This is a genomic window from Nocardiopsis sp. NPDC006139, assembly GCF_040614155.1.
Lineage (GTDB): Bacteria > Actinomycetota > Actinomycetes > Streptosporangiales > Streptosporangiaceae > Nocardiopsis > Nocardiopsis changdeensis.
This window is the reverse complement of the sequence record NZ_JBEXTT010000014.1, coordinates 125142-146447: the sequence shown is the minus strand read 5'-3', so window position 1 is coordinate 146447 and position 21306 is coordinate 125142. Positions and strand designations below refer to the sequence as shown.

Genomic DNA, 21306 nt, shown 5'->3' with positions numbered 1-21306 from the left:
AAGGGGAGGAAGGGCGCGGTCGGCGCCGGGGCTCCGCCGTGTCGGGGGCCGCGCCGGGCGCGCAACACACCCTAACGGCTGCGCATCGCTCCGGGGAGTGGCGTCGGTCTCGCCGGGGCCGGTGTTCACTCCTCCTCTCCGCCGTCCGGGACCACTTCGGCGTACAGGACGTAGCCGCGGCCCCAGGGTTCGTAGGAGGTGATGCGGTAGGCGGTGCCGCGGGCGAGGATGATCTCGCGTTCGTGGGGGTGGAGGCTGCGGTCGCCGACCCACAGGCCCCGGGTGCCGGGCGGGAGGGTGAGGCGGATGAGGTCGGTGGGGGAGCCTCCGGCGGCGCTGGGGCGGGGGCCCAGGGACGCGGACATGAACCCGGGGTCGGTGAAGGTGCGGCCGATGAGGGTGGAGGGGTCGGCGGTGCCCCCGGGGGCCAGGTGGTCGAAGCCGTACACGCCGCGCACCGCTTCGACGCCTTCGGGCAGGGGTGCGTCGGTGGCGTCGTCCAGGCGCTCGATGATGTCGAGGACGTCCTGCGCGTCGGGGTACATGCCCCGCCCCCTCTTGTCGGGGAGTGTTTCGGCGATCCGGCCGGCGGGTCCGGCGTCGCGGTAGAGGTTCTCCAGGGCGGCCTCGGGGTGGCGGGAGTCGAGGACGCTCCGGACGGCCGCCTCCTGTTCGGGGGTGAGCCTGCCGCTGTTGAGGAGGTGGGGCAGGGTGTGCAGGGCGGGCCACCGGCCGTTGTTGGCCTCGTAGAGCTGCCAGCCGGGGTGGGAGCGGCTCTGTTCGCGGCGGCGGTCGAGTTCGGCCTGGACGGTGTCCTCGTCCAGGGGCTGGAGGCGGGAGAACTCGCCGATCCAGCCGTCGGCGGTGTAGGCGTGGACGTAGCGGCGGGTGCGGGGCGGGAGCGCGTCGTGGGTGTTGGGGTTGAAGTCGGGGTCGTGGAGGAGGTCGCCGTAGTCGAGGAGGCCCGCCTCGCCGGGGAACCGGCGGATGCCGTCGGAGCCCAGGACCCCCGGCCCCTCGGTCGGCGCCGTGTATTCGGGGGCCCCGACGACGAACACCGGGATGTCGGGGCGCAGCAGGGGCGGCACCGCGGCCGTGGCGTCGAACAGCCAGGACAGGTCGCCCGCTCCCGGTGCGGGGAGGGCGGCCGCCTTGGCGGCGCCCGGGTTGAGCTCGGCGTCGAAGAGCCGGAACAGGGCGTCCTCCGCGCCGCCGGTCTCCGTGGCGGAGGTCTTCTCCTTCCCGTCGCGCAGGCGGTCGAGCAGCTCGGAGTAGGGGTAGTGGGGCGGGGACTCCTCGTCGCCGTAGGCGGGCAGGGGCTCCTCGCGCACGCCGTCGGCGTCCCGGGGCGATCCGTCGTAGGCGGGCGGCAGGCCGCGGCCGGAGTCCGAGGCGTCGGCGGGACCGCCCTCCCCGCGGCGGCGCGGCCCCTCCGGGGCGCTCCCTCCCGGGGGCGGCGGCCCGTGGCGGCCGTCCCGGCCCGCCGGGGCGGGCCCGCCGCCGTGACCGGTGCCGGGCGCCGGAGGAGCGCCCTCGTCGCCGGAGGCGTCCGAGTCGTCCGAATCATCGGAGTCGTCGCCCGTGTCCGGTGTCGCCTCGGGAACGTCCAGGTCCTGGAGGCGGGTGTTCAGGGCGTCCAGGTCGTTGTGCAGTCCGCGGAGGCCGGTCTCCAGTCCGCGCAGGCGGGGGAGTTCGGTGTCCGTGAGGTCGCGGACCCGGGTGTCCAGGTCTCCCAGGCGCGTCTCCAGGCCGGTCCGGTCGGTCAGCAGGGTGTCCAGGGTCGTCCGTACCCCGTCCAGGGCGGTGCGCAGGTCCGGGCGCGCGTCGAGGAAGGGGGCGTGCTCCCCGGCGATCCGGTCGGTCCGCGCGCGCAGGTCCGCCAGGTGCCCCCCGGACCGGTCCACCAGGGACCGGACGTCGCGGGTCCCCTCGTTCACCCGGGTGACCGCAGCCTCGGTGGCCCGGCGCTCGGCCGAGACCGTCCGGCCCCGCTCCGCCACGGGCCGGTCGAGCCGCCCGGTCTCCTCGATGAGGGCGTCGAGCCGGTCCCGCATCCGCTGGACCTCGGCCCCGCCGCGTTCGGGCCGGCCGGCGAAGGCGGACAGCTCGGCCTCGAAGGCCGTGATCCGCCGGGTCAGGTCGTCGACCTGCGCGCGGGTGGTGAGGTCGGGGGCGGGCGGGGGCACCCGCGCGGCGTCGGCGCCGCGGGCGTCCAGCACCCCGTCCGCCCGGTCCAGGGCGGCCGCGGCCTGATCGAAGGCCCGCCGGCCCTGGTCGCCCTCGGTGCGCACGTCGCCGATCACGTCGGCCACCAGCGGCCCGCCCAGGCGGGCGAGGTCGGCGGCCAGGTCCTGCTGAACCCGCGCGCGCTCCTCGAACCGGGGCAGGTTCCGGCGGGCCGCCGCGTCCGTGTCGCCGAGGACCCGGTCGATCTCCGTGCGGACCGCGCGGTTGCGCGCGGCCAGCTCCCTCTCCTGGTCGTACAGGGCGTCCAGGTCGCCGCCCAGGCGGCGGACGTCGTCGCCCGCCGCGTCCTCCCGGGTCAGGGGCCGGTGCCGCGCCTGCGTGTTCAGGGTCTCGGTGCGCATCCGGCCCACGCGGTCGCCGACGGACTCCGCCAGGGCCCGGCCGCGGCTCAACCGGCGCGCGATCCTGTCCTGTGCCGCCCGGGTGGCGCGGGTCTGCTCCCGTGCCCGGTCGCGGTGCTCCCCGGCCCGGTCGAGGAGGGCGCGCGCCTCCGCCAGCAGGGCGTCCCGCCGGGCGTCGAGCGCGTCGATGTCGGCGGAGGACTCCTCCCCCGTCAGCGCGGCGCGGTCGCGCTCGAAGGCGTCGATCCCGTTGCGCAGGTCCGCCACGGCGGCCGGGGCGGGGTCGGCGGTACCCGTCGGGACCGGGAGGGCCGCCAGCAGGTCGTCCGCGCTCCTGACCAGGGACGCGGCGCGTTCCACGTCCGCACGGGCCCGCTGCTCGCGCTGCCGCAGGTCGGTGACGGTGTCGCCGATCGCCTCGGTCTTCCCGCGCAGGTCGGCCGCGGGGTCCTGCGGGGCCCCGGCCCGGGGGTCGAGCTCGGTGTCCAGGGTCTCGCGCAGGGTGGTCCCGGACAGCCCCGGAGCCGCCGGGACGGCACCCGGCGCGGGCGCGGCCGACGCGGACGGGCCCATGTCCCGGCGCGCGGCGTTGAGGGCGTCCACCCAGGCGCGGGTGCTCGCCTCGTACCGGCGCAGGCTCTGCCGGTACCTGTCCTCCTGGGCGCGGTAGGCGTCCCGGGCCTCCTGGAGGCGTTCCGCCGCCCACTCCGAGGTCTGCGAGGACCCGTCCCGGGGCTCGCGCGGCGGCCGGACGGCCCGCTCCTCCTCCGTCCGCCGGTGGTCCCCGTGGGCGCGCAGGTAGTCGCGGACGGGCTCCTCCAGGCGGCCGCGCTCGCGGCCGTAGGAGCCCTCGTCGTCGCCCATGGTCTCGGCGGCGCCGTGGACGCGCTCGGCCCCCGCGGCGAGTTCGGCGGCCCGCTCGGGGGTGACGATGCCCAGCCGCACGGCGTCGTCCTGGGAGACCCACACGCTCACGGTGTCCCGGGTCAGCCCCGTGTAGGAGTCCTTGCCCGAGGAGGCGCCGACGATCCAGGTGGTGTCGAGCTCGACGAGGTAGGCGGGGCCCAGGCGCTGGACCTCGGCGGTCGGCGGGCCCGCCGTGGCGATCCCGCGCCCGTCGGCGGCGGTCGTCGACGTGGCTCCCAGCTGGGTGTTGAGCGCCCCCGCCAGGACGCCGGTGTGCTTGTCGTAGACGTCCTTGTCGGTGGTCAGGCCGGCGGGGCGGAACGAGGGGTCCAGCGCCGTCCCCGAGCCGTGCTCGGAGGAGTCGGACGTCCCGCTCTTGCCGCTGCTCGTGGTGCTCAGCCGGGCCCCGGCCACCACGTCCAGGATCCGGGCCCCGGACAGGTCGGGCAGGGCGGTCAGGCTCCACCGGGTCGAGCCCAGGTCCATGAGGGCGACGCCGTCCCCGTGGCCGGCGGTGCGGGAGAACAGCGCCTTGAGGGCGACGGACTCCAGCCCGCTGTCGAGGGGGGAGTGGCGGCGGTCCAGGTGCAGGGCGTCGGCGACGTGCTCACGGGCGTGGCGCAGCCCGGCGGGGGTGAGGTTCCCGCCGGCGTCCCGGTCGCCGTCCCCGGGCTTCCAGCCCAGGGACCGCGCGACCACGACGGCGGCGGTGTCGCGGACGTCGCGCCCGCCGTCCTGCACGGCGGTCGGCATCATGACGAGGTCGTCGGGCAGGCGGGTCGCGCGTCCGCCGGTGAACTCGGCCCCGGAGCGGTCGGCCAGGGCCTGTCCCAGGTCCCGGCCGCGGGCCCGGGACACCGTGTCGCGCAGGCCGCTCCGCCGGCCGGAGCCGCCCGAGGACTCCGTGGACCGGGGCGAGAAGTCCAGGTAGGAGGCGGGGTAGTAGGTGTGGATGCGCCCGGACTCCCCCCGGCCCGTGGCCTCCAGGTCGTCGGGTCCGCTCAGGCGCAGCACCAGCTCGCTGTCCTGCTCGACCTTGGCGTAGGGGCCGGAGATCTCCAGCTGCACGGTGTGGGTGACCTCGTCGGAGCTCCCGCGGGTGCGCGTGTCGGAGGCGGAGGCGCCGCCCGAGACGGCCGGCGAGGTGAACAGCGGCCGGCTGCCCGGCTCCTGCCCGGGCGGGTTCGCGTCCCCGTCGAAGCGGGTGGGCTGGAGCGGGACGAGTTCGCCGCCGACCGTGTCGCCGGTTCCGCGGGAGTGGCTGCTCCCGGTGGCGGCCGTCCAGGTGTGGGACTCGATGATCGCGTCGCTGGAGGCCAGGTACTCGACCTTGCGCTCCCGGGTGCGCAGGTCCAGGTGCACCCGGGCGTCCTGGGCGGACCCGCCGTGGTTGGGGCCGTCGCCGGAGATCCTGCGCACGCGCACCGACACCGGCTCGCTCGTGCCGGACGTGGTGCCCAGCCGGGTGGTGAGCGCCTCCAGCAGCCGCTCGCGGCTTCCGTCGGTGAGCTCGTACTTCTGGCGGCGCAGGTCCCCGACCAGGCTCTCCAGCGCCGCGGTGGGGTCAGCGGGGCGGATGCGCCGGCCGGAGTCCTCGAAACCGGGCCGGACCCGGACGTCGGTGATGTCGGCCGGGTCGTCCTGGGGGGACAGGGAGAGGGTGCCGTCCCCGTTCTCGGTGACCCGGTCCAGGACGATGCCCGCCTCCTGGGCGTCCCGGGCCGGGATGTAGCCCGACATCAGGTCCTGGAAGCGGGCCGTCCACCCGCGGAAGTACTCCTTGGCGAGCCCCGGGCCCCGTTCGTGCAGCAGCGCCACGGCCTGGGTCGCCCGGCCCGCCAGCCGGTACGCGTAGCCCAGGGCGGCCTTGGGGACGATGGTCGTGGAGGCGGTGAAGGACGCCTTGGCGGAGGTGCCGTCCACGGACCGGAAGAAGTTCCAGGCGTTGTTGAGCCCGCCCACGGGGATCGGCCGGGTGGCGTCCCTGGGCGGAACGGCCGTGTCCGGGTCCTTCTGGCCGGCCTCGTCGACGATCCGGTTGCCCGTCCCGCCGCCCGTGGCGCCCACGCGGAAGGTGCCGCTCTTGGTGACGGTGTCGGAGGCGCCGATCTCCACGCTGGTCTCGCCGTGGGCGATCGTCTGCATCTCGACCTGCTGGAACTCCGCGACCCGGTCGGGCTCCACCCGGGTCGCCGTGGTGACGCGCAGGTCGCGGGGCGACAGGACGCCGCCGCTCATCTCCGGGCGCGAGCGCCGCCCGGTCGGGGCCGTGGTGGAGGGGTCGTCGGCCATGCCGGTGGGGGAGAGCAGCTCCTGGAAGTGGGTGCGCCCGCCGGTGGTGTTGAGGTAGGTGCGCAGTTTGCGCTCGAAGCCCTGGAACAGGCCGCGCCGGAAGCCGGAGAACAGCTCGAAGGTGCGGCTCGCGGAGCCGATGCCGACCCTCTCGACGGAGCCGCCGACCCGGACGAGGTCCTCGGCGCGGCGGCGCTCGCGCGCCTGCTCGGCGGTCTCCCGCGGGGTCCGCCCGGACCCCTCGGCCCCGTCGCCGGCCGACCGGTCCCCGTCGCGGTCCGTCGCGGCCCCGTCCGTGCCGCGTCGGGAAGCGTCGCCGTCCGTCGCGGCTGTCCGCGCCGAGAAGGGGCCCTCGATCAGGGCGCGCGCCTGGGCCTCGGTGAGGTCCCGGTGGTCCTCGCCGCCCTCCCGGGGAGGCGGGGACGCCGTCTCGGTGAGGACCCGGGGCGTGATCACCGTGTACTCCGCGCGGATCGGCCCGGCGAACAGGTCCGTGCCCTGGTCGGTGCCGCGGGCCTGGTCGGAGCCCTCGTAGTCGCTCATGCGCGCCGTGAACGCGACGGGTCCCCGCCAGACGTCGGAGCCGCCGGGGAAGAAGACGGTCTCGTCGGCCGCGTGGGTGACGGCGCGCGAGGTCTCCGAGGAGTGGGCGCGGGAGCCGCTCAGGGTGCCGCTCACCCCGCCCATCCGGCGGCCCATGCCGCGGGCGTCGGCCTCCCGGGAGCGCAGCAGGCCCGCTCCCGCCGTCAGGTTGACCGTGTGCGAGGAGCCCTTGCCGCGCGAGTCGCCGCTCCTGGCGTCGCCGCCCAGCCGCACGCCGGTCTCGGTGGGCGTGCGCCCGTCGAAGGACAGCGCCCCGAACTCCGCGTGGACGTGCACGGTGACGCTGTCCGGGCGCACCACCTCCTTGCCCTTGACCGTCAGCGCCGGGTCGACGACGGCGTTCTCGGCGAGGTGGATCATCAGGCCCGGGTCCGACGTCAGCTCGCCGGTGCGGCCGTGCAGCGCGTCGGGGGTGAGGGCGTCCAGGACGCGCAGGGTGTTCTCGCGCGCCACGTCGTAGTTGCGGCGCGTACCGTACCTCTCGCGCCAGGTGCGCTCGCCGCGCGGGGCCCGCTCGTTGCCGGGGCGCCGCGCGTAGTCGCGGCGGTTGCGGGCCATGTCCGGGATGACCATGCCGGGGTGCTCGCGGGCGACGGACTCCAGCACCTGCCGCTGGAGGCGCTCGTACACCGTGGAGCCGTCGTCCGCGGTGCCGTCCGTGCCGTCGGACTCCGTGCCGTCCGCCTCGTCCCGGGCCGCCGGGGCGCCGTCCCCGCCCTCCGTGCCGGGGGCCCGCTCTGGCGGGTCGAAGCCGAGCAGGGTCGTGCCGCTGAGGTCGGTGACGGTGTCCCCGCGCAGGTGGGCCATGGGCGGCCGGGGGGACTCGCCGTGGTCGCGCCCGCGCGGCCCGCCCCCGGCGGCGTCGTGGAGGGCCTCCGCGTCGCGGCGGGAGAGGATCTCGACCGTCTCGCCGGTGAAGGCGTGCGGGCTCTGCTCCCCCTCGATCCGCACGAAGATGTCGCGTTCGACGCGGTAGGCGAGGAAGTCCTCGGTGTCGGCGATGTCGCGGGCGATGGTGCGGCGGGAGCCGGTCCGGGAGGAGGAGTGCCCCTCGGAGTCCAGGGTGCGCGAGTAGACGTACTCCAGGGTGGGCACGTCGATGCGGGTCATGCCGCCGCCGGGCAGCGACAGCTCGATGTTCACGCCGCCGCCGAAGCTGAACCCGAAGCTCCTGCTGCGGCTGCCGGAGGAGGTGACGGTGTGCTCGGAGCCGTCGTGGCGGGTGAGCTCGCCCAGGTGCGGGGCGTGCCCGAAGGCGCGGTACTCGGTGGCGGAGGACGCCAGGCGCACCATCCGGGACGAGCCGTCCTGCCCGAAGAGCTTGAAGGTGATCGGCCCCCGGTCCAGGTGGGGCAGGTACTCCTGGAGGGAGTCGTTGTCGAGGACGGTCCGGATCGCTTTGTGCAGGTCGCGCGCGGCCCTGCCCCGGGACCCCCGGGTGCCCTTGCCGGTGGCGCCCTCGGCGCCGTCCGGCGCGAGGCGGTCCGCGAGCCAGGTGCCGAGGTCGGTGTGGGCGGGGGCGGCCCCGTCCTCTCCGCCGTGGGGGACGATCCGCTCGACCTTGACGGGCAGGCCGCCGTGCAGGGTGCGGGGGTTGCGGCGGGGCGCGGGCCCCTCGGAGCCGGAGGAGGCGTCATCAGCGCCCTCCCCGGAGGGCGGCCGGGGGATGCTGATGTGCTCGGGGGCGCCCTCGGGGCGCTTCTCGGCCTTGCCGGACAGGATCAGGGCCAGGCCGTCGCGCACCACCGCGGGGCGGGGCGGCCGGGCCGTCGGCCCGGCGGGCGGGGTGGCGTCCAGGTCCACGCGCAGGTCGGTGGCGTAGACCTCGGCCGGTCCGCTGTTGTCCATCGCCTGCACGGCGGTGGACTTCGAGGAGCCGCCGCTCGCTCCGCCGCGCAGCCGGGTGCCGCCACTGGCGCCCACGGTGAGGCTGGGGCCGATCGGGTCGCCCAGGAACGTCGGGCCGAAGTACAGCGGGTTGGCGGTGAACTTGACGCTGACGCCCCGGCGGGCGCCGCGCGTGAGGGTGTCGCCGGAGGAGACCGTGCGGGTGCGCTCCTGGCCGCCGATGATCGCGGCGTCGGTGCCCTCGCCGTCGCGGATGGGCACGTGCCGGTAGGCGGGCGGGACGCCGCCGCCGGGCCGGTCGGAGGACAGCCTGACGTGTACCGTCCACCGGTCCCCGGCGGGGCCGACGGTGATCTCCGGGCCGGTCCCGGTGAAGAACGGGTCCATGCCCTCCTCGCGCGCGATGCGGTCGACCTCGGCCAGCACCTCCTCACGCCGGGCCCGGGGCATGCGCGGGCGCATGCCGCGCAGGGACCGCTCGACCGCGTCGGGGACGCCGTCGGTGCGCAGTCGGCCGGGCCCGACCATGCGCGATCCGATGAGGTAGTCGAGGTCGTGGGCCTCGCCGTCGCGGTCCACGGCGAGCGAGCCGTCCAGCGTGTACGGCGCGGGGTCCCCGCCGTCCCCGTCATCGGTGGTCCCGGTCCCGGAGCCGTCGCCGTCCGGGTCGCCGGGGTCGCCGGGGTCGTCGTCGGGCGAGTGGTCCTCCCCGGGGGCGCGGCGCGACCCGGAGCCCTCGCCGGTCTCCGCGGGGACGCGGTGCGTCGTCCCCGAGCCCTCGCCCGTCTCACCGGTGCGGGAGCGCCCGTCCGGCCCCAGGGTGTCCAGGGCGTGGTCCAGGAGGGCGAACACCCGGACATCGGTGGAGCCGGGCACGGGCAGGGGGGAGTGGTCGCCGTACGGCGACTTCGGGCCGAGCGGGTCGGGCAGGCCCTTGGGGCCCTTGGCGTTCAGGGCCTCCAGCAGCTCGGTGTAGGGGTAGGGGGGAGGGGACTCCTCGTCGTCGTAGGCGGGCAGGGGCTCCTCGCGCACGCCGTCCGTGTCCTGGGTGTCCTGGGACTCCTGGGCGTCCAGGGCCGGGCCGTCGTAGGCGGGCGGCAGCCCGCGGTCGTCGGCGGTGCGGTCGGGGACGCCGGTCCCCTCAGGGGAGGAGTCGTCGGAGCGCGGGCCGGACGCACCGTCGGCGTCCGGCACCGTCGAGGCGTTGTCGTCCGAGGGTGTGGACCGGGTGTCGGACGTGCCGTCTGCCTCTGTGTCCCGGGACGAGGTCTCCGGGGCCCGGCCCGTGCCGGTGTCCCGCCCGTCCTCCCGCCCGTCCTCCCGGCCGCCGTCGCGGTCGTCGGGCGGCGGCGGGCCGCGGTGCCCGTCCGAGCGGTCCCCCTCGGGGTCCGGCCGCCGCGTCGATCCGCCCTCCTCACGGCGGCCGTCCCCGGGCGGGGGAGCGCCGTCGTCGTCGGAGCCGTCGTCCCCGCGCGTCACCGGGCCCGGGACCTCGGCGCCGTCCAGCCGTGCGCGCAGCCCCTCCAGGTCGCCCCGCAGGCCGCGCAGGGCGGTCTCCTCCCTTTCGAGGACGGGGATCTCGGTCTCGGTGAGGGTCCGGTGGCGGGACTCGGGGCCGTCCAGGCGGTCGGCCAGGCCGTCCCTGAGGTTCCGCAGGCGTGCGACGGCGTCCCGGGCAGCGGTCAGGGCGGCCCGCTCCGGGGCGCCGGGGAAGAGCGCGTCGGACCGCCCGGCGATCCCCTCGATCCGGGTGTCCATGTCCCCGAGCCGGGCGTCCGCGTCGTCCACCGCCGCGCGGACGGGGCCCAGCCGTTCGGCCGCGCCCTCCGCCGCGGCGCGGCCGGAGTCCAGGCGGGTGCCGACCTCGGCCTCGCGCCCGGTCACCGGAGCGGTGAGCCGGTCCGTTTCGGCGATCAGCTCCTGCCGCCGCCGCTCCATGGCCTCGACGTCGGCCGTGCCGCGCTCGGGGAGCGCGGAGAACTCCTCTAGATCCCGGGCGAACCCCTCGATCCGCCGCTCCAGGTCCGCCACCTGCTCGGGCGTCGTGAAGCCGTCCCCGCGCGGCGGCAGCGGGGTGTGGGCGTTCGCGTGCCCGTCCAGCAGGCCGGCCGCCTCGTCCACCGCGGTCCCGTGCTCCGGCCGGCCCAGCCGGGTGCCCGGCGGGGCGGTGTCCCGTTCGACCCCGGCCGCGGCCGTGTCGACCAGCCTCTCGCCCAGGCCGGTGAGGATTCCCTCCAGTTCCGCGTGGAAGCGCTGCTGCTCCTGGAGGCGGAACAGTTCGGTGCGGGCCAGGGTGTCGGTGCGGGCCAGCAGGCCGTCCAGGCGGGGTTTCAGCGCGTCGGCGGCCGCGGTCCGGTCGCGCAGCTCGCGGTCGAGCGCCTCCAGGGTCCGCCCGGAGTCCTCCAGCCGCGCGGCGGGCGCGGGGGCCTCCGGTGCGGGCGCCCCCTCGGGGGCCGGGGCGGGGGTCCGGAGGCGCGCGTCCTCCACCAGGCGGTCGTGCTCGGCCGCCGCCCGGTCCCGCTCGGCCCGCAGCTCGGCGAGGTCGCCGAGCGCCCGCTCGGCCCCGGTCCGGGAGGAGTCGACCAGGTCCAGGACGCCCCCGATCTCCGCCCGGGTCCGGTCGGCGGCGTCCGCCAGGTGCGCGCGCAGGTCGCGGGCCTGGGAGAGGAGGGTGTCCACTTGGTCCAGCAGGGCGTCGCGCGGGGCGGTCTCCGCCGCCGCGTCCCGGGGGGCGCCGGTGTCGGAGGAGAGCCCCTCGACGGCCGTGCGCAGGTCCAGCACGTTCCGCAGGCGGGCGTCGATGCCGTCGGCGTCGAGCAGGCGGTCCCCGCGCGGTACACGCGTGTCGAGGGTGCGCTCCGCCTGCCCGGCGCCGTCCTCGGCCTGCCCGACCCGCTCCCGGGCCCGGTCGCCGCGCTCGTTCAGCGCGTCCGCCGTCGTGCGGTCCTGCGCGACCCGGGACTCGAAGAGCGCCTCCGGCGCGTCGTACGCCCGGCGGGAGGCGGCCACCGACTCGGCCCAGGACCGGGCGCTCTCCTCGTAGGACTCCTTCGCCCTCTCCACCTCCGCCTCCTGGGCGAGGTAGGCGCTCCGGGCCCGGGCCAGCCGGTCGGCCGCCGCGGGGGACGCCTCCGTCCCGTCGGCGGTGCGCTCGGCATGGTAGGCGGCGTGCGCCTCCCGGTAGGCGGTGACCGGGTCGGTGAGCCCGCCCCGGGCCTCGTCGTAGGACAGCTCCTCGCGGCCCATGGCCTGGGCGGCCCGGCGGGTCTCCTCCGCCCGGGCGGCCAGGTCGCCCGCGTGCGCCTCGGTGACGACGCCGAGCCGGATCGCGTCCTCCTGGGACACCCAGGCGCTCACCTTGCCGCTGACCCGGCCGATGTGCTGGTGGTGGGAGTCCTTCAGGAACGGCAGGCCGCTCTCGGAGCGCGCCCCCAGCAGCCAGGTGGTGTCGAACTCGATGAGGTAGACCGGGCCCCGCTTCTCGTTCTGGGCGGTCGGGGGCGTGTCCGTCCTGGGACCGCCCCCGTCGGAGGAGGCGCCGACCGGGCTCGTGGCCGACACGTTGGGCGCCCCGGTCATCACGGCGGCGTGGTCCTTGAAGTCCGGGTGCCCGGTGTTGATGCCGGTCGGCCGGAACCCGCCCTCGGCGGTCGCCCCAGCGCTGTGGGAGAGCCCGTCCTCGGAGGCGTGCTCCTCGGTGTCGCTCCAGTTCAGCCGCGAGTCGGGGAGCACGTCCAGGACCCGGGCCCCGCGCAGGTCGGGGGCCACGCCCAGCCGCCAGTCCAGGGAGCCGATCCTCATCAGGGGCACGCCCTCGTCCGCCCCGAGCGCCTCGGAGAACAGGGACTTCAGGGCGATGGACTCCAGGACGCTGTCGATGGGCGTGTACCGGGGGTCCAGGTCCAGCTCGTCGGCGAGGAAGTCGCGGGCGGAGTCGATCTCCTGCGCCGAGTAGACCCGGTCCGCCGCGCCGGCCGCGTCCCCGGGGCCGGGCGTCCAGCCCAGGGAGCGGGCGATGGTGACGATCGCCGTGTCGCGGACGTCGGCCCCGTGGCCGCCGACGGCCGTCGGCATGACGATGCCGTCGCCGAGGCCGGCGGCCCCGCCCGCGGTGTACTGCCGGGCCAGCCGGTCCCGCATCGCGTCCGCCAGGTCGGGGCGGTCGTCGGCCGGCCCGCCCCCGATCCGGGGGCCGCCGCCGGAGCCGGTCTCCGTCCGCGGGGCGTCCGTCCCGGAGAAGTCCAGGTAGGAGGCGGGGTACAGGGTCCGGATCCGGCCCGCGTCGCCGTCGACGTCGAAGCCGACGACCTCCCTGTCGGTGAAGGGGACGTGCACCCTGCCCCTGCCGACGTCGGTCGGCCTGTCGAACTCGATGCTCAGCTCGAGCGTGCCCTGCTGGGCGACCTTGGCGTAGGGGCCGGAGGTCTCCAGCTGCACCGTGCGGGTCCGCTCCACCGTGTCGGAGTGGGTCCGGTCCTGCGAGGTCGTGTGGCCCGCGCCCCCGGCGGGGGTCAGGAACAGGGGCCGGTGGTCGGGCTGGTCGTCCGGCCCCCGGTCCTGGCCCTCGAAGGGTGCGGGGATCAGGTGCGTGTGGTCGGCGCCCACGGAGTTGCCGCCGCCGCGTGAACGGCTCCGGACCTCCTCGGACTTCCAGGTGTGCGACTCCACCATCTCGTCGGCCGAGCCCAGGTACTCCACCTCGGGCGCGGTCGTGCGCAGGTTGACCCGCACCACGCCCGAGGACGACGCGTGGCCGAACGGGGCGCCCTTGGGCCGCACCTTGACGGCGACCGGGACGTTCGTGCCCGAGGACTTGCCCAGCTGCGTGGTCAGCCTGTCGAACAGCCGCTTCCTGCTGCGGCCGGTGAGCTCGTACCCCCGCCTGTCGAGCTCGCGGGCCAGGGACTCCAGCGCCGCGGTGGGGTCGCCCGGGCGGATCCGCTGCCCGGTGTGCTCGAACCCCTCGCGGATCCTGACGTTCCCGGCGTCGTCGGGCTCGGGCTGGGCGCCCTCCTCCAGCGTCCCGTCCGCGTTCTCCCGCAGGCGGTCCACGATGACCCCGGCCCGGCGCGCGTCGCGCGCGGAGATGTAGCCGGACGCCAGGTCGGAGAGCGACGCCTTCCAGCCCCGGTAGTGCGTCGACCACAGGCCCGGGACGGCCAGGCCCCAGCCCTTCATGAGTTGGACCGCCTGGGTGACCGTGCCGCCGACCTGGAAGGCGTAGCCCAGTGCGGCCTTCGGAACGATGGTCAGCGACGAGGTGAAGGTGCCGGCCTCCCCGGTGGTCCGGCCCGACCGGAAGAAGTTCCAGGTGTCGGAGAGCCCGGTGAGGGGGATGGGGCCGCGGGCGGCCGCCGGGGTGAGGTCGTCGGGGCCGTCGGCGTGGGCCTTGTCCGGGTTGGTCGAGCCGCCCGCGTTGGCGCCGATCCGGGCGCTGCCGCTGGTGGTGACGTTGTGCGAGGCCCCGGCGTTCACCGAGGTCTCGGCGTGCAGGACCGGCTGCATCCGGGTGAGCTGCATCCGGGTCACCTGGTCGGGGTCGGCCCTGGTGACGAGGTCGGCGCGCCCGTCGTTGGGCGAGAACAGGCCGCCGGTCATGTCCATGGCGTCGCGCTGGCCGCCGGGGGAGAAGGTGGCGGGGTCCCCGGCCATGCCGGTCGGGGAGAACAGGCGCTCGAAGAACGACCGGCCCCCGCGGGTGTCCAGGAAGTGCAGGAGTTTGCGGCCGGCCGCGAACTGGAGGGGCGACACGGGGGCGGACAGCAGGCCGCGGGCCCGCCCGCCGAGGTCGCCGCGGGTGCCCCCCAGGTCGTTGTTGACGCGTTCCAGCACGCCGTCGTCGACCAGGGCCCGCGCCCGGCGGGCGTCCTCCCGCGCGGCCTGCTCACGGCCCTCCCGGCCGGGGTCGCGGGTGTCGTCCCCGCGGTCCCCGTCGCGGTGGTCCCCGGTCCGGTCGGCGTCGCGGCCCCCACGTCCTTCGTCGGTGCCGTCGCCCCGGTCCCCGTCGGTGCGGTCGCCGCCCTCCGTCCGGCCAACCCCGCCGGACTCGGTCGGCGCGGCGGGGGCGGGCGGCGGGGGCGGTGCCAGGGCGCCCTGGACCAGGGCGCGCGCCTCGTCCGCGGTCAGGGTCTCGACCTCGCCGTCCGTCGCCCGCGGCGGGGCGGTCACCGGCTCGGAGAGCATCTTGGGCGTGGTCAGGGAGTACCGCGCGTCGATCGGCGCGCTCAGCAGCGGCACGCTCTCGTCCCTGCCCGTGACCTGCTCCGAGGCGTCGTACTCGTGCAGGCGCGCGGTGAAGCGGACGTCGCCGCTCCAGTCGTCGGAGCCCTCGGGGAAGAGCAGGAGCTGGTCGGACTTGTGCTCCGAGCCGTGGGAGCGGTCCTTGCTCCAGGCCCGCGCGATGGTCGCGGCCACGCTCCCGCTGCCCATGGTCTTGGCCATGCCGCGGGCGTCCTCGGGGTTGCCGCGGGCCAGGCCCGGGCCCGCCGTCAGGGTCCCGGAGTGCGAGGCGCCCTTGCCCCGGCCCGACTCCTGCTTGGCGGCGCCGCCGACGTGGATGCCGGTCCTGCCGTCCTTGGATTCCTGGTGGGTGAGCGCGCCGAACTCGGCCTTCACCCGGACGGTGACCAGCCCGGGGCGGTGGAACTCCCTGCCGGTGAAGGTCCTCCCGAGGTCGATGACCGCCTTCTCGTCGAGGTGGATGGCCAGGCCGTCGCGGGAGGCCAGCGCCTCGCCGTTGTTGTTGAGGAACTCCTCCCGCAGCATCCGCTCGACCTTCTCGGTGTTCTGCCGCGCCACCCTGCGGTTGCGGCGCAGGCCCCAGTGCTCGCGCGGGGAGCGGGAGAAGTACGGGGCCCTCTCCCGGCCCGGCCTGCGCGCGTAGTCGGCGTGCGTCCGGGACAGCTCCGGGACCACGATGCCGGGGAGCTTCTCGGCCAGCCCCGTCAGGATCTGCCGGATGAGGTGCTCGGTGACCTGGTCGGGGCGCCCGTCCGGGGTGGCGCCCCCCTCCGTCGCGCCCCCGTCCTCGGTGCCCGGCGTCCGCGGCCAGGAGAAGCCGCCCAGGCGGGTCCCGTCGAACCGGGTGATCCGGTCCCCGCGCAGGTGGTCGAAGGGCGGCCGGGTGTCCGGCCGGGGCGCTGCGTGCGGGTCGGGCAGGCCCCGCGCGGCGGCGTCCAGGGTCCGGGCGTCGCGCACGGAGAGGAGTTCGACGGTCTCGCCGGTGAACGTGTGCCGCTCGGTCTCGCCGTCCACCTGCACCACCAGGTCGCGGTCGACCGCGTAGGCGGCGAAGTCGTCGGTGTCCGAGGTCGCCATGGCGAAGGTGTCGCGCAGGCCGGTCTTGGAGGAGTTCTGCGTCTCCGAGGACCACGTCCTGGTGTAGCCGTACTCTCCGACCGGGGCGTCCAGGCGCACCCGGCCCCCGGGCAGGCGCATCTCGACGCCGAAGCCGCCCCCCACGGTGAAGCCCGCCTTGGACGCGCGCCCCTGCGTGTCGGAGCGCGTCTGCTCGGTGCCGTCGTGGCGGACGAACTCGTCCACGCGCGGGGTGTGCCCCTTGGCCCGGTAGTCCGCGGCCGGGGACGAGATGTGCACGACCCGCTCGGTCCCGTCGGGCAGCACCGCCGTGAGCCGGACCGGGCCCTGGTCCATCGCGGGGAAGTACTGCCGGATCGAGTCGTTGTCGAGCTTCCCGGCGAACTCCTTGCGCCAGGCGCGCTCGGCGTCGGCCCGCTTCCCCGTGGCGGGCTTGCCCTCGGAGTCGGTGCGCGGCGGCAGCAGCCTGTCGGCCAGCCAGGTGCCCAGGTCGGTGTAGGCCCTGCCGCCCTTGGGGCGAGGCCCGGTGGGGACGACGGAGGACACGCTGACCGGCAGTCCGCCGTGCTCCAGGCGCGGCCTGCGGGGCGGCGCGCCGGGGCCGCCCGTGGCCTCCCCGTCCGGCCGCGGCCGGAAGCGCATGACGGTCGGGGCCCCCTCGGGCCGGGGCCTGACCTCGCCGGGGACGACGAGGGCGACGCCGCGGGGCACCACGGCCGGGCCGCGGTCCGGCCGTGGGGCGCCCCCGTCGGTGCCGGGGGGCGGGCCGGGCGTGCGGACGCCGCCCGGGGGAGCGGCGACGTCCACGAGGACGCGCAGGTCGGACGTGTAGACCTCCGGGGCGCCCTTGCCCTTCACCTCCAGGGCGGTGGAGCCCTTCTCGGAGCCGCCGAACGTCATCGTCCGCAGCCCCAGGCCGGCGCTGCCGCCCGCGGACAGGACGGGGCCGAAGGCCCACCCGTCGGGGGTGGCGGACAGGAAGAGCGGGTTCACGTTGAACTTGGCGCTGAGGCCCTTCTTGGTCCCCTGCGAGGAGGACCCGCCGGCCTTGCCCTCGTGGGAGGCCCCGTCGGTGCGCATGGTCGCCGTCCGCACCTCGCCGTCGTCCGCGACGGTCGCGCGGTGGTACCCGTCGGTCCCGTCCCCGCCGTCGCCGCGCAGCCGCACCTGGAAGTGCCACCGGTCGGAGCCGCGCCGCACGGTGTGGGAGACCCCGTCGCGGCCGAAGAACGCGGTGGCGCCGGAGCGGCTCCGCATCTCCTTCTCGAAGTGGTCCAGGGCCTCCTTGCGCACGTCCGGGGGGACGAGGAAGCCCTGGGCGTCCACGGAGTCGGAGATCGCCGTGCGCACGAGATCGGCCTCGACGTGCACGCCGTCGAGGTCGATGAAGCGGGTGGCGACGAGGTAGTCCAGGTCGACGGGGGACGCGGTGCGCTCGGGCGTCCGGTCGCCGTCCCCCGGCGGCGGGGACGGCGGGGCGTCCTCGGAGGTGTCCGCGGTGCGGTCGCCCTCGGCGGTGTGCGGGAGCGGTGCGGGAACCTCGTCGTCGGACCCGTCGCGGGCGCGGTCGTCCCGCGTGGTGCGGTCGCCCCCGGGCGGCGGGGGCGCGGACGTGTCGTCGTCGTAGAGGTCGTCGAAGGCGCGGTCGCGTTCGGCGTCGCGGTCGACGGTGTGCGGCGGGGCGTCGTCCCCGGAACCGGGGAGGGTGCGGCCGTCCGTGCCGACGGGATCGCCGGACCCGGTCACGGGCACACCGGCCTCGTCCCGCGGCGGCGCGGCGGGGGGCTCCCCGCCGGCGACGGTCGGCGTCGGCTCCTCGGGGGTCTCCTCGGAGGGGACGGAGCGGTCCTCGGGCGTGCGCTCCACACCGCCGGAGCCGCCCTCGGGCTCCGCCCCGGGCGGGATCGGTCGGCCGCTCTTGTCGAGCCGGACCAGCGGGATCTCGGCGGTGAAGACCTGGACCGTGGTCGGCGGCGGGGCCAGGAGGGGGACCGGCCCCAGCAGCCACTCGAGGTCCCCGGCGAACGACGACGGGGCCACCGGCGCCTTGGCGTCCTTGGTCCCGGGGGCGCCGACGAGGTCGCTGTACGGGTACGCGGGCGGGGACGACCGCTCGTCCTCGTAGGCGGGCGGCGCCTCGTCCCGTTCGGTGTCGTCGGACGGGCTGGTCGCGTCGGTGGCCACCGACTCCGCGTCGTCGCTGAAAACGCCGTCGGCCTCGCTCACGGCGTCGTCGTCGGACTCCGGGGCGTCGCGCTCCGCGACCGGGGCCTCCGGGACCGGGGGCGCCGCCGCTTCGCCGGGACGGCCGCCCGGGTTGAGCTGGTCCTCGAACGAGTACGCCGGGGGAGGGGTGTCCGGCACGGCCGGGCCGTCCGGTCCGCGCTCCGGGGCCCCACCGTCCGCGGTGGTGTCGCGCGCGTCGTCCGACAGCGCATCCTCGCGCGGCCGCGGGTCCCGTGGGTCCTCGTCCTCGGCCTTCGGCGGCGCGGGCGCCTCCTCCGGCCGCCCGTCCTCGTGCGGCCGCGGGTCCCGAGGGTCCCCGTCCTCGGTCCGCGGCGGCGCGGGCGCCTCCTCCGCGGCGGCCTCGCGGGACTCGGTGCCCTCGACGGGCGGCGGGGGAGCCTCGCCGGTCGACGGCTCCCCGGTGGAGGTCGGCGGCACCTCGAAGCGCCCGCCGCCCTCCGTCCCGGGGGGCGGCGGCGCGGACTCCCGGCCCTCGCCCTCGCCCCAACCGGGCGTGCTGGAGTCCTGCCCGTGGGGGGCCGACGGGCCGGATTCCGTCGGCACGGGGGTGTTCGGGTCGACCGGGGCCGGGCCGTGCCCCTCCCCGTTCGCGCGCGTCCCGTCCCCGGTGCGCTGTGTGCGGGTGTCGCCGCCCTGGCCGCCCGTACCGCCCTGCTGCTGGCCGGGCTGGGGCGCGCCGCGGTCGCCCCCCGCCACCACGGGCGGCGGGGCGGCGGCCGGCCCCCCGGCCTGCTCCTGGCCCGGCCGGTCGGTGCGCACGGCGCCGTCCGTTCCGGGAGGCGGCGCGGACTCCCGGCCCTCGCCCTCGCCGGAACCGGGCGTGCGGACGTCGTGCCCGAGAGGGTCCGAAGGGTACTCCGGGGCATCCCCGAACTCCTCCCGGCCGTCGATCCCGACCGGGGCGGGCGGGCCGTCCGGGGACGGTGCGGGAGCCCCATCGGCCTCCCCGCCCCGGCCCGGCGCGGGCGGGCGCTCCTGGTGGCCCCGGGTGTCCTGCGACGCCTCCGGGGCGTCGTCCCCGGAGCGCTCCGGGGACGGCGGCTGCTCCAGCGCACGCGCGGGACCGCCGGTCTCGGGCGGCGCGACCGGCCCGTCCTGGGGCCGGGGCGGCCGGACGCGGCCGTCCTCGTCGTCCGTGCGCGCGCCGTCCTCACTCCGGACGGGCGTGCCGCCGTCGGAGTCCGGGTCGTCGTTCCGGTCGCCGCGGCCGAGGTCCACGACGATGTCCGTCCCGCCGCGCCCCGAACCGGATCCGGGCCCCGGCGGTTGGTCGGAGCCCGCGCCGTCGGCGGTCTGCGTCGGCACCCGGTTCCGCGTCGGGTCGGCGACCGGCTCCGGGCCGGGGCGGGTGTCCTCCCCGGGCGGCGGCACCGTCTGCGTGTCCGGGGCCGGGGAGCCGCTCAGGGCGTCGATGCCGGCCAGCGCCGAGTCGGTCGACACCTGCTGGACGGTGTTCATGCTCGCGCCGGACGTGGCGGAGTACACCGACGCCTTGAAGCCCTCGCCCATGGCGGCGTTGCCCAGGCCCTCGCCCAGGTAGCCCTCGGCGGCCCCCGAGCCCGCGCCGACCCCGAGCTGGGTGAACCACATCCCCTTGCTCCGGAAGTGCTGGTACACCGGGTCGAGCATGTCCTGGGGCAGCCGTGACAGGTGCTCGCGCACCGGCGGCGGCAGGTGGTCGCCCAGGGTGCGCGACAGCTGCGCCCCAGCGTCCGGGGTGTTCCAGGTGCGCACCAGCGTGTCCGCGTAGTCGGAGCCCAGGCGGCGCGCCTGGTCGGCCCCCAGCGAGGCGCCGAAGTTGCGCTCGAACACCCCCGCCATGTCCTCGCGGAACCGGGCCCGGTTGGCGGCGTTGTTCCAGGCGGTCGCCCCGGGCGGGGCGTTGGAGCCGAACGGCACCGCCATCTCGTCCCGGTGCCGGGAGAACACGTCGGCGAGGTCGCGGTTGAGCCCGCGCCCGGAGGTCCCGGCCCCGGGAACGGGGACCGGGCCGCCGACCGGCGCCGGATCGGGGCGCGGCGTCGGCGACGGGTCGGGCCGGGGGACCGGGTCGGGGTCGGGGCGCCCCCCGCCCGGGGGAGGGGGCGGGACGTCGGCGTCCGGACCGGTCGGGGGGACGTCCGGCCGCGGCGGCAGGGGGTCCGGCTGCGCCGACGGCACGGGGTCGGGCCGTCCGGAACCCGCGGGCGGCGGCGCCACGTCGTCGATGTCGCGCAGGGGCGGGGGCGTGGGCAGGGGTTCGGGCACGCCCCTGCCCACCGGCGGCACGGGCACGGGGTCGGGCAGGCCCCCCAGCACGTCGATCCGGTTGTTGATCAGGTTGACGATCTGCCTGTCGAACACGGCGCCGACCAGCCCGGACAGCCCGGCCGAGACCAGTCCCTCCATCACCGCGCCGACGTGGGCCCCTTTGGTGAGGTCGTGGTCCCAGGTGTCGCGGGTGCCGTTGGCGATCTGGATGCGCTGGATGACGCTGTCCATGCTCGCGAAGAGCTGGCTGATGATCTGGTGGCCGGGCACGGTGAGGAGGAACCAGGCCAGGACCCGCTGCATGGCCAGGCTGCGGATCATCTTGAAGATGGGGATGTACTTCAGCGTCGCGCCGAAGGTGAACTTGGCCATGGCGATCGCCCAGGCGATCTCCACGAGGAGCTGGGCGAACTGCACCATCACCATCGCGGACATGTACTCCGCGTTGGCCGCGCCCTTGCGCAGCTCCACGGACAGGGTCCGGGAGATCTCCGCCGCCGACCCCAGGTAGTCGTTCTCGCCCTGGGTGAACTGGTTGATGGACCGGTCGTAGTAATCCGACGCCCGGCCGCCGAAGTTCCGGCGAACACGGCCGCGCACGGTGTTCATCAGATCTTTGAGGTCCTGGGAGAGCCTCGACCAGAGGCCGTCGTAGATCTCGGCCGCCGCGCGCATCGCCGGAGGGTCGGCGGTGGGCACCTCGATGCCGGTCAGGACCTGGATGGCCTTGCGGCTGGAGTCGGACATGTTGGGATCCAGCGGCACGCCCGATCCCCTCCCCTTCGACCCGCCCGCGGAGTGGGGTCACGTTAGCACCACGAACCGTGCATGTGGAAGTGGTGGTTCTTCCCTTTCTGTTCATGTTGGTGTGTCACGGAAACGTTGGACTTCGTTCGAGCGCCGCGTTCGTGCCGGTCGGGAGGCCGAGACTTCGCCGGGTGATCCCCCGGGGTTCATTCCGTGCCGGTCTCCCCGTGGGGCAGGTGTTCCACCCTGGATCCGGGGGTAGGCCAGAGGAACGGGCGCGGGCCGTCCGCACCGCCGCGCCGGAGCGCGGAGGTGCCGCGACACCGGCCCACGCAGCCATTCGGCTGCCCGTTTCTGTGCGATCCACCGGGCCTTCGGTTTTCGGTTGCGTCGAATCCCCCCTGTGTAGGGCCTATTTCTTGTTCTGGGGGGTTGTTGTGTACTGTGCGCTCTCGGTACTCTCACGCTGAGAGAGCGTGAAACACACGCAAACCCACATCGGTCGGTG

The 21306-nt window shown here is 76.4% G+C and carries 1 protein-coding gene; it reads right to left on the bottom strand.

All coding sequences use genetic code 11. The features are described from left to right. Nucleotides 1–125: 125 nt before the first annotated feature. Nucleotides 126–20798 (bottom strand): ADP-ribosyltransferase, encoded by a 20673-nt coding sequence (locus tag ABZ249_RS19900; protein ID WP_355264905.1) that lies wholly within the window; start codon nt 20796–20798, stop codon nt 126–128. Nucleotides 20799–21306 lie beyond the last annotated feature (508 nt).